General features: G+C 75.6%; 1 protein-coding gene. It reads right to left on the reverse strand.

Translation table 11 applies throughout. The features are described from left to right. Positions 1-145: 145 nt before the first annotated feature. Positions 146-3,477 (reverse strand): CheR family methyltransferase (locus ACTIGN_RS08525; RefSeq protein ID WP_439622785.1); only part of this gene is annotated, 3,332 nt, incomplete at its 5' end.

Consider the following 3,477-nt stretch of genomic DNA (forward strand, 5'->3'; position numbering starts at 1 on the left):
CCACGTGGACCCTCGCTCGGCGCTCGGGCTCGGACCCGTCCACCCCCGCGTTTCGCTTCTTCGGTCGCTGGGAAGACGACCCCCTCGCTCGGCGCTCGGGCTCGGGCCCGTCCACCGAGGGCGCAACTGATCCACGCGAGCGGCGTCAGGTCGGGGCGGCCCCGACCGGGATGCGGGCGATGACGGTGGTGCCCCGCCCCGGTGCGGACTCGATCTCGAGCGCCCCGCCGACCTGGGCGACCCGCTCCTGCATCCCCAGCAGGCCCAGCCGGCCCGCCCGCGGGGCGGCGGGGGCGAACCCGGCGCCGTCGTCCTCGACCGTGACCGTGACGTGCCCGGCGGTCCGGGTCACGGACAGCCCGGCCCGTGTCGCGCGGGCGTGCCGGGCCACGTTCGTGAGGGCCTCCTGGGCCAGCCGGTACACGGCCGTTTCGACCGGGGCGGGCAGGCGGCCCACCCCCGTGAGTTCCGCGTCCGCGTCCGCGTCCCCGCCCGCGCCCGCGGTCACGAGGTCCACGGGCACCCCGCTCGCGGCCGACCACTGCCGCGCCAGTTCCGCGAGGGCCGCGTCGAGGCCCATGTCGTCGAGGGCCACGGGCCGGAGCCGGACCGCGACCTGGTGGACCTCCCGGGCCAGTTGGTCGGTGAGGTCCCGGACCCGGGCCGCCTCGCCGGCCGCCGCCGCGAGGCCCAGCGCGGTGAGGGTCTGGCCGACCGCGTCGTGCAGGTCCCGGGACACCCGCCGCCGTTCGTCCTCCTGGGAGGTCGCGAGTTCCCGGGCCAGGTCCCGCCGCCGCTCCATCTCGGCCCCGAGGGCGGCCAGGGTCCGTTCCAGGTCCGCGGTCCGCTCCGCCACCCGCGCCTCGAGCTGGCCCTGAACGGTCCGCAGTTCGTCCTCCATCCGCTTGCGGTCGGTGAGGTCCCGGGCGACCTTCAGGAACCCGCCGCCGTCCCGCAGCGGCCGCATCACCCCCGAGGCGTAGAACCGGGTGCCGTCCTTGCGGAGGTGCCACCGCTCGTCCGCCGCCCGCCCGGCCCGCCGGGCCTCGGCCGCCTCCGCCCCGGGGACCCCGGCCGCCCGGTCCTCCGGGGTGAACAGGGCGTCCGCGGACTGCCCGATCATCTCGTCCGTGGCGTACCCGAAGGTGGCCGCCGCCCCCGGGCTCCAACTCGTCACGGTCCGGTCGGAGTCGAGGGTGAGGATGGCGAAGTCGGTCGCGGTCTCCAGGATCAGGCGCTGCCGCTCCTCGCTCCGCCGCAGGCCCTCCTCCGCCTGTCGCCGCTCCGTCACGTCGATGCACGCCCCGGCCATGTGCGACGCGCCCACCGCGGCGTCGCCGAACACGTCCCCCTGGTCGCGGAGCCACCGCACCGCGCCGCCGGGCCGGACGATGCGGAACTCGACGTTCAGCGGCCGCCCCTCGCGGATCGAGGCCTCGAACGCCGCCCGAACGGCCGGCACGTCGTCCGGGTGGACGTGGGTGAGGAACTCCTCGAACGGTTGCGTCGTCTGCCGCGGCTCCAGGCCGAGCAGGGCGTTCAGGTTGGCGTCGCGCATCTGCGAGCCGGTGTCGATCTCGAGCGTCCAAATGCCCATGCGGGCGGCGGCCAGGGCGAGGCGGAGCCGCCCCTCGCTGATGCGGCGGGCCTCCTCGGCCCGCTTGCGGGTGGTCACGTCCACGAACGCCACCACGACCCCGTCGATCCGGTTGTCCTGGGTGCGGTACGGCCGCACCCACCGCAGGTAGTGCCGCCCGCTCTCGCTCTGCACCGCCCGCTCGACCGGGACCAGCCTGTCGAGCACCGCCCGGGCGTCGGCGAGCAGGTCCGGGTCGGTGAACTTGCGCCGCAGGTCCGCGAACGGCCGGCCCACGTCCGACGGGATCAGGTCGAGCAGGTCCTGGACCGCCGGGGTGTACCGGCGGATCCGGAACCGCGGGTCCAGGAACAGGACCGCGATGTCGGTGCTCGTCAGCAGGCTCCCGAGGTCGTTGGCCGCGGACTCGAGCTCGGTCATCTTGGCCGTGAGCTGGGCGTTCACCGTCACCAGCTCCTCGTTGAGCGACTGCAGCTCCTCCTTCGAGGTCTCCAGCTCCTCGTTGGTGCTCTGGAGCTCCTCGTTGAGGCTCGTCGTTTCCTCGTGGCTCGCCTTCAGCTCCTCGTTGCTGGCCTGCATCTCGTCGAGCGCGCCCTGCAGCTCGTTGCGGACCCACAGGAGCTCGTCCGCCAGTTTCCCCGCGGCCGACGGGTCCGCGGTCGCGGGCCCCGGGGGCGGGGGCTCGGGGTAGTCGCGGAACGTCACCAGGTACAGCGGCGCGGCCCCGCGGGGGCCGAGCGGGGCCGCGCCGACCTCGACCCGCCGGGGGCCGCCCGGGGCGTCGATCAGCCCGTCCCGGACCGTGGCCGGGGCGTGGGTGTCGGCCGCCCGGTGCAGGGCCGTGCGCACCGCCCCCCGCACCTGCTCGTTGGCCAGGGCCAGCAGGTCGAGGGTCGGGACCCCGGCCGGGAACGTGAGGAACGGGCTCGTGTCCCCGTGGACGTGGACGATCTGCCCGGCCGCGTTGACCGCGACCGCCGGCGGGGTGTGCCGGTCGAGGAGGGCCCGGGCGACGACCTGGGCCGCGGCCGGCGCGGGGGGCCGCGGGCCGTCCGGCACCGGGTGCGGGCGGGGGCCCCGGGCCGCGGCCGCCAGGGCCGCCAGGTCCACGGTGCCCGAGCGGGTCGGGCCGATCCGGCGGAAGATGCGGTGCTTCTTGTCGATCGGCTCGAAGTCCCCGTCGGCGGTGGCGGCCGACTCGGACGACCCGAGCATCAGCGCCCCGCCCTCCCGGAGCCCGAAGTGCAGCAGGGACAGCACCCGCCGCTGGGTCTCCGGCTCCAGGTAGATGAGCAGGTTCCGGCACGTGGCGATGTCCAGCCGGGAGAACGGCGGGTCCTGGAGCAGGTTCTGCGGGGCGAAGATGACCAGCTCCCGGAGCACCTTGCGGACCCGGTAGAAGCTGTCGTCCTTGTCGAAGAACCGGGCCAGCCGCTCGGGCGAGACCTCGCTCTCGATGCCGTTGGGGAACACCCCGTCCCGGGCCGCCCCGAGGGCCCGCTCGGCCAGGTCGGTGGCGAACACCTTGACGTCGAACCGCTTGCCCCGGGCCTCGGCCGCCTCGGTGAGCAGCATCGCCAGGGTGTACGCCTCCTCGCCGGTGGCGCACGCGGTCACCCAGCACCGGACCTCGGCCCCGTCGGGCCGGTCCGCGGCCAGCGGCCCGATCACCCGCTCCTGGAGCGCCGCCCAGGCGTCCGGGTCGCGGAAGAACCCGGTCACGTGGATCAGCAGGTCGTCGGCCAGGGCCGTGACCTCGGCCGGGGTCTGCCGCAGGGTCTTGACGTAGTCGGCCACGGTGGCGAACTGGCCCAGCCCCATGCGGCGGCGGACCCGCCGCAGGATGGTCGGCTTGCGGTACCCCGAGAAGTCGTGCCGGG

Source organism: Gemmata sp., from assembly GCF_051859125.1.
In the GTDB taxonomy this organism is placed as follows: Bacteria; Planctomycetota; Planctomycetia; order Gemmatales; family Gemmataceae; genus Gemmata.